The organism is Pseudomonas sp. NPDC088429, assembly GCF_044753305.1.
In the GTDB taxonomy this organism is placed as follows: Bacteria; Pseudomonadota; Gammaproteobacteria; order Pseudomonadales; family Pseudomonadaceae; genus Aquipseudomonas; species Aquipseudomonas rustica.
On record NZ_JBIVMX010000090.1, the window covers coordinates 7,767 to 15,120 of the forward strand.

The window sequence follows — 7,354 nt, forward strand, 5'->3', positions numbered from 1 at the left end:
ACATGTTGTGAATGCCGGCCAGGGTGATGAACTGGTGCTTGTAACCCATGGCGGACAGTTCGCGCTGGAACTTGGCGATGGTCGCGTCGTCCAGGTTCTTCTTCCAGTTGAAGGAAGGCGAGCAGTTGTACGACAGCAGTTGGTCCGGGTATTCCTTTTTGATCGCTTCGGCGAAGCGACGAGCCTCGTCCAGATCCGGCTTGGCAGTTTCGCACCAGATCAGGTCGGCGTATGGCGCGTAAGCCAGACCGCGAGCGATGGCTTGATCCAGACCGGCACGTACCTTGTAGAAACCTTCCTGAGTGCGCTCGCCAGTCACGAACGGCTGGTCGTACGGGTCGCAATCGGAGGTCAGCAGGTCAGCGGCGTTCGCGTCGGTACGGGCCAGAATGATGGTCGGGGTACCGGCAACGTCAGCAGCCAGACGTGCAGCGGTCAGCTTCTGTACGGCTTCCTGAGTTGGAACCAGTACTTTACCGCCCATGTGACCGCATTTTTTCACGGAAGCCAGTTGGTCTTCGAAGTGAACGCCGGCGGCGCCTGCTTCGATCATGCTTTTCATCAGCTCGTAAGCGTTCAGCACGCCACCGAAACCGGCTTCAGCGTCAGCCACGATCGGCGCGAAGTAGTCGATGTAGCCTTCGTCGCCCGGGCCTTTGCCGGCTTTCCACTGGATCTGGTCAGCACGACGGAACGAGTTGTTGATGCGCTTGACCACGGTTGGAACCGAATCCACCGGGTACAGCGACTGATCCGGGTACATCGATTCGGCGGAGTTGTTGTCCGCAGCAACCTGCCAGCCCGACAGGTAGATCGCCTGGATACCGGCTTTGACTTGTTGCACAGCCTGGCCGCCGGTCAGGGCGCCCATGCAGTTGACGAAATCTTTCTCAGGACGGAAGGACGGCTTGGCGCCCTGGGTTACCAGGTTCCACAGCTTCTCGGCGCCCAGTTTTGCAAAAGTGTGCTCAGGTTGAACCGAGCCACGCAGGCGGACGACGTCAGCAGCGGAGTAAGCGCGTGTCACGCCTTTCCAGCGCGGGTTTTCAGCCCAGTCTTTTTCGAGGGCTGCAATTTGCTGTTCGCGTGTCAGTGCCATGGAGATAAACCTCGTCGCGTCTTTTATGAAAAGTTGTTCTGCGGTGGAAAATTCCTGCGCTCGCTGACCAGAAGCTTAGGTGGTCAAGTCGGATTCGGCGGGGTAGGCGACGGGATGAACGATGGGCTCGAGGGGAAGTGAGCAGGTAGTGGCGGACTGCGGGCGCATTCGGGCGTCGTGGGCCTCTATACGATCTACAGTGTGGAGCCGGGTTACCTAATTACGCTTCCGTCCCTCGGGACAACTTCGTTCCAGTCGGCAACCTCGTCAAACACACCTTGTGGGCGGTACAGACACGAAGCGGTTCGCGGGGTAGGTGCGAACATCGCTTCGAAGGCCCTTGCCAGGGCCTCTGATTAGCGGGAGCGAGGCCATCATGCCTTTGCTTTTTTGCCTCGTCAAACGTTTTGTAGTGCTTTTTTTCAAGCACTACATCTTTCGTCTAATACGACTAATCAGTCAGTTTTCGGTGAGTTAGTCCAAGGTGTCGACTTTCACCCGCAAGGTCATGTCATCCCGGCCTTGAGTAGAGTAGCTGCGGGTCAGGCCCTGTTTGTCGGCCTGAGTCTGGCTGTTGACGCCGGCGAGGGTGATCCACTCACCGAGGCGGCCGGTGACGGTTGTGTCAGTGCTTTGCACGTTCACTACATCGGGACGTTCCTGGTTCATGCGGTCACGGTTGGTACTGATCGCCAGGTGAACGGTGTCGCCGGTGACGCTGGCGGTAACGTAGAACCCTTGAGTGACGTTGCGATACTGGGTCTGGCTGCTGTAATCGCCGTAGGAATTACTCTGGCTGCTGGTGATCGGCACGCTTTGGCCTACTTGAATCAGCGCCGGTGCGCCCTCGGTGGCCTGCACTTGCTGAATGCCACCGTTACGGCTGGTGGTGCTGCGGCTGATGATGCGGGTCTGGTTGGGCGGGGCGCCGTTGACTGAATAGCCTTCGTCGCCACGGCCATTGTTTTCGTTGGTGTCGACGGTGATCAGCAGGCGTTTGGGCGCGGTGTCGAGTTGTGACAGCAGATCCTTGAGTTCCTGAATCTTGCCCGGCTCAGCCTTGACGATGAGCTGGTTGCCGTAGGCGCTGACCTGGCCGTCCTGACCGATGAAGTCCTGCGCCACCGGCAACATATCGGCGCTGGTGTGGTACTTGAGGGGGACGATTTCTGTGGCTGCCATCACCGAAAAACTGCAACCGAGCAGCAGGGTGGTGAGCAGGGTGCGTAGGGACATGTCCGTTATCTCCGCTGAATAAATTTCTGTAGGAGCTGCCGAAGGCTGCGATCTTTGGATCTGGCACTTGCTCCTCAGCCCAAGATATCAAAACGACGCCGCGTTTATTGTGCTGAAGCTTAAAAGATCGCAGCCTTCGGCAGCTCCTACAGGTTTGCTGTTGTTGCAGTTTGTCGGCCTGGGGTGGGGCAAGTTGAGTCGTAGACAGCAAAACGCCCCGGCATCGTTGGATGCCGGGGCGTTTGCTTATTACTCTTGTGGCGAGGGGATTTATCCCCGATGGGGCGCGAAGCGGCCCCAAAATCTTGGGTCTGCTGCGCAGCCCATCGGGGATAAATCCCCTCGCCACAAGGTTTCATTCAGCTAACGGTTAGGCCGAATGGCGAACCATGTCGACGTGCGGAATCCCGGCTTCGAGGAATTCCTCGCTGACCAGGCTGAAGCCCAGGCGCTCATAGAACGCCGTGGCTTGCACTTGTGCGCTGAGCATTTGCTCTTTCAAGCCGCGTGCTTCCGCTTCGGCGATGACCGCTTGCATCAGCGCATCACCGACCTTCATCCCGCGCCAGTCTTTCAGCACCGACACGCGGCCGATGTGGCCGTCAGGCAACAGGCGCGCAGTGCCGATCGGGAAGTCGCCTTCAAACGCCAGGAAATGCACGGCGCTGGCGTCGTCCGCGTCCCATTCCAACTCAGGTGGCACCGATTGCTCGGCGATGAACACCGTTTCACGAATGCGCCGGATCTCGGCGATGTCCTTCTGCCAGTCTGCGACACGAACGCGAATCTTATTCATCAGCGAACCCCAAGCTGCCTTGCTTGACCAGTTCGCAGAGCAGGCCGGCACCGTCTTCGTCGTTCAGCCACTCGCCGAGGTTGTCGGCGTGCAGGGCGTCGGCGGCGCAGATCAGTTTCAGCAGCTCGCGCAGTTTGCCCGGCAGGTAACGGCTCTGGCCGCTGGCGAACAGCAGCAGGTCGTCATCGACTTCCGACCACGCCAGACGCGCGCTCGGATTGCGGATCAGCACGGCGCCGTCTTGCAGAGCGTTAAGGAATTCTTCTTCCTCGACGTCGTCAGGGCCGCTGACCAGTTCCGGGTAGCGCGGCTCGGTCATGTACTGGCCGAACCAGGTCAGCAGCAGACGCTCGTCGCTCATGTGTTCAGCGAGCAGGGCTTTGAGGCGATCCAGCGCATCGTGTTGAATCTGATGCGGGTCAGCGGCCGGCTGCGCGTCGGCGTCGGTGTAGCGCTCTTCGTCAGTCAGGAACTGGCTGAGGAAGTCGGTGAAGTGGGTCAGCACTTCAGAGGCGCTCGGCGCGCGGAAACCGACCGAGTAAGTCATGCAGTTGTCGACCGCGACACCGCAGTGAGCCAGACGTGGCGGCAGGTAGAGCATGTCGCCCGGTTCCAGCGTCCACTCTTCGGTCTCGTGGAATTCAGCGAGGATGCGCAGATCTGCGTGTTGCAGCAGCGGGCTCTCGGAATCGCACATCTGGCCGATTTTCCAGTTGCGCTTGCCGTGACCTTGCAGCAGGAACACGTCGTAGTTGTCGAAGTGCGGGCCGACGCTGCCACCCGGGGCGGCGAAGCTGATCATCACGTCGTCGACGCGCCAGCTCGGCAGGAAGCGGAAGTTTTCCAGCAGCTCGCTGACTTCCGGCACGAACTGATCGACGGCCTGAACCAGCAGCGTCCACTCTTTTTGAGGCAATTTGCTGAATTCGTCTTCAGCGAACGGGCCGCGACGCAATTCCCATGGGCGCTCGCCGTGCTCGATCACCAGACGCGATTCGACTTCTTCTTCCAGGGCCAGACCCGCCAGCTCGTCGGCGTCGATCGGGCTTTCGAAGTCAGGGATTGCCTGGCGGATCAGCAGCGGTTTTTTCTGCCAGTAGTCGCGCAGGAATTCGCGTGCGGTGATGCCACCCAGAAGTTGCAGAGGAATATCAGGATTCATGTGTAACCTATTGAAAAAAAGCACTTTTCAGACGGGAATAAAAACGCCCGGCGCGGCCGGGCGTCTCAAACGGGGCAAACGGTCGATCAGATGCGTTTGGCTTGCGCTACAGCGTTGCCGATGTAGTTGGCCGGGGTCAGTTGCTTGAGCTCGGCTTTCGCTTCGGCTGGCATGTCCAGACCATCGATGAAAGTCTGCAGCGCTTCAGGGCTGATGCCCTTGCCGCGGGTCAGTTCTTTCAGCTTCTCGTACGGGTTTTCGATGTTGTAGCGGCGCATCACGGTCTGGATCGGCTCAGCCAACACTTCCCAGCAAGCGTCGAGGTCAGCGGCAATCTTCTGAGCGTTCAGCTCGAGTTTGCTGATGCCTTTGAGGCTGGCTTCATACGCGATCACGCTGTGGGCGAAGCCGACCCCGAGGTTACGCAGTACGGTGGAGTCGGTCAGGTCGCGCTGCCAGCGGGAGATCGGCAGTTTGCTCGCCAGGTGCTGGAACAGTGCGTTGGCGATACCCAGGTTGCCTTCGGAGTTTTCGAAGTCGATCGGGTTGACCTTGTGCGGCATGGTCGACGAACCGATTTCGCCAGCGATGGTGCGCTGCTTGAAGTAACCCAGGGAGATGTAGCCCCAGATGTCACGGTCGAAGTCGATCAGGATGGTGTTGAAACGTGCGATCACGTCAAACAGCTCGGCGATGTAGTCGTGCGGTTCGATCTGCGTGGTGTACGGGTTGAAACCCAGACCCAGCTCGTCTTCGATGAAGGCGCGGGCATTGGCTTCCCAGTCGATCTGCGGGTAGGCCGACAGGTGCGCGTTGTAGTTGCCGACAGCGCCGTTGATCTTGCCCAGCAGCGGCACGGCAGCGACCTGAGCAATCTGACGCTCGAGACGGTAAACCACGTTCGCCAGCTCTTTACCCAGAGTGGTCGGCGAGGCCGGTTGACCGTGGGTGCGCGACAGCATTGGCACGTCAGCGAAACGGATGGCCAGTTCGCGGATGGCTTCGGCGGTCTGGCGCATGAGCGGCAGCATCACGTCGTCACGGCCTTCGCGCAGCATCAGGGCGTGGGACAGGTTGTTGATGTCTTCGCTGGTGCAGGCAAAGTGGATGAACTCGCTGACATTGGCCAGCTCCGGCAGCTTGGCCGCCTGCTCTTTGAGCAGGTATTCGATCGCTTTGACGTCGTGGTTGGTGGTGCGCTCGATCTCTTTGACGCGCTCGGCGTGCTCCAGCGAGAAGTTTTCAGCCAGTTCATTGAGAACGGCGTTGGCCTCGGCGGAGAAGGCTGGCACTTCTGGGATACCAGCGTGGGCGGCCAGGCGCTGGAGCCAGCGCACTTCAACCAGAACTCGGGCACGGATCAAACCGTACTCGCTGAAAATCGGGCGCAGGGCCTGGGTTTTGCCGGCGTAGCGGCCGTCAACAGGGGAAACCGCAGTGAGCGAAGAAAGCTGCATGGGGTGTTCTCGGACAGTCGGGCAACGAAATGGGGCGCGTATCATACATGAAAAAATCCGCCGGTCCGTTGCCAACTGACCGGCGTATTACGCGTTACAGACTACAAAGTGTTTATCGCGTAGCGTTTACTCGCTGCGCATCAATGGATACAGCTCTTTGAGCAGCTTGCGCCGGCTGATCACCAACTGCCAGCGATGGCCGCCGAGCTGTCGCCACAGGCGTGCCGAACGGATGCCGGCGAGCAGCAGGGCGCGAATCTTCGAGGCGTTGCTCGGTTGTTGCAGGTTGCGCATGTCGCCGTGTACCTGAATCCGTTGGCGCAGGGTGCTCAGGGTGTCCTGATACAGCGCACCGCACGCCGCAATCACGTTTTCATGGGCCGGGCCGAAATGTTCGACCTGCGACTGAATCTGCGGCAGACGTTTGCCGATCACATCGAGCATGTCGCCGCGTTTCGCCAGTTGGCGTTCCAGACCGAGCATCGACAGCGCATAACGCAATGGCTCGCGCTGCAAAGTGCTCGGGTCGCGTTCGAGGGCGCCGATCAGCGCCCGATAGCCTTCGCGCAGATTGAGGTCATCGCCGCCGTACACGTCCAGCGTGTCTTTCGGGTCGCGCACCAGCAGGCTGCCGAGCATGCACGTCAGGCCGGCTTCGCTGGTCTGGCCGCTTTTGGCGATCCGGTCGACCAGCACGGCGGCGAGAAACACGCCGCCCAGCGCCGTCAGTTGCTCCTGAGTCGGGCTCATGCCTGGCCGCTCCACGGCTCGGCCACTTCGATCACGCCGCCGCCGAGGCAGATTTCACCGTCATAGAACACCACGGACTGGCCCGGCGTCACCGCGCGTTGCGGCTCGTCGAACACGGCGCGGTAGCCATTGGCGGTTTTTTCCAGGGTGCACGCCTGGTCGTTCTGGCGATAGCGCACTTTGGCGGTCAGGCGCAGCGGCTGGCTCAGGTCGATCGGGTTGACCCAATAGATTTCCGACGCGAGCAGGGCGCCGGAGAACAGCCACGGGTGGTTGTTGCCCTGGCCGACGATCAGCTCGTTGCTGTCGAGATCCTTGCGCAGCACGTACCACGGCTCGTCGCCGGCGTCTTTCAACCCGCCGATGCCGAGGCCCTGACGCTGACCGATGGTGTGATACATCAAACCGTGGTGACGGCCGATGACTTCGCCTTCGGTGGTTTTGATCTCACCCGGTTGTGCCGGCAGGTATTGCTTGAGGAAGTCGCTGAAGCGACGCTCGCCGATGAAGCAGATCCCGGTGGAATCCTTCTTCTAGGCGGTCGCCAGCTCGTATTTCTCGGCAATTGCACGGACTTCCGGCTTTTCCAGTTCGCCGACCGGGAACAGGGTCTTGGCGATCTGTTCGCCGCCAACGGCGTGCAGGAAGTAGCTCTGATCCTTGTTCGGATCGAGGCCTTTGAGCAGTTCGGTGCGGCCATCGATGTCGCGGCGGCGCACGTAGTGGCCGGTGGCAATCAGGTCGGCGCCGAGCATCATGGCGTAATCGAGGAACGCCTTGAACTTGATCTCGCGGTTACACAGGATGTCCGGGTTCGGCGTACGCCCGTCCTTGTATTCGGCCAGGAAGTGCTC

At 60.2% G+C, this 7,354-nt stretch carries 5 protein-coding genes and 2 pseudogenes; all 7 read right to left on the bottom strand.

All coding sequences use genetic code 11. From position 1 onward, the window contains the following. A pseudogene (aceA, locus tag ACIP66_RS26520) lies at positions 1 to 1,099 on the bottom strand (isocitrate lyase); the annotation flags it as partial. 474 nt (positions 1,100 to 1,573) lie between these two features. Further along, positions 1,574 to 2,335 (bottom strand): secretin N-terminal domain-containing protein, encoded by a 762-nt coding sequence (locus tag ACIP66_RS26525; RefSeq protein ID WP_400652058.1) that lies wholly within the window; start codon positions 2,333 to 2,335, stop codon positions 1,574 to 1,576. A gap of 370 nt (positions 2,336 to 2,705) precedes the next feature. Next, positions 2,706 to 3,131 carry a GNAT family N-acetyltransferase gene (locus tag ACIP66_RS26530; RefSeq protein WP_053121618.1) on the bottom strand — a complete coding sequence of 142 codons (426 nt, stop codon included), beginning with the start codon at positions 3,129 to 3,131 and terminating at the stop codon, positions 2,706 to 2,708. Next, positions 3,124 to 4,293: a JmjC domain-containing protein gene (locus ACIP66_RS26535; protein ID WP_400652061.1), complete on the bottom strand. Its 1,170-nt coding sequence runs from the start codon at positions 4,291 to 4,293 to the stop codon at positions 3,124 to 3,126. Before ACIP66_RS26535 ends, ACIP66_RS26530 begins: the two co-directional genes overlap by 8 nt. An 86-nt stretch (positions 4,294 to 4,379) precedes the next feature. Continuing rightward, positions 4,380 to 5,750 (bottom strand): adenylosuccinate lyase, encoded by a 1,371-nt coding sequence (gene purB / locus ACIP66_RS26540; protein ID WP_400652064.1) that lies wholly within the window; start codon positions 5,748 to 5,750, stop codon positions 4,380 to 4,382. A gap of 126 nt (positions 5,751 to 5,876) precedes the next feature. Continuing rightward, positions 5,877 to 6,500 (bottom strand): high frequency lysogenization protein HflD, encoded by a 624-nt coding sequence (hflD, locus tag ACIP66_RS26545; protein ID WP_053121613.1) that lies wholly within the window; start codon positions 6,498 to 6,500, stop codon positions 5,877 to 5,879. Continuing rightward, positions 6,497 to 7,354, bottom strand: a pseudogene (gene mnmA, locus ACIP66_RS26550) (tRNA 2-thiouridine(34) synthase MnmA); the annotation flags it as partial. The gene hflD and the pseudogene mnmA, both read right to left, overlap by 4 nt.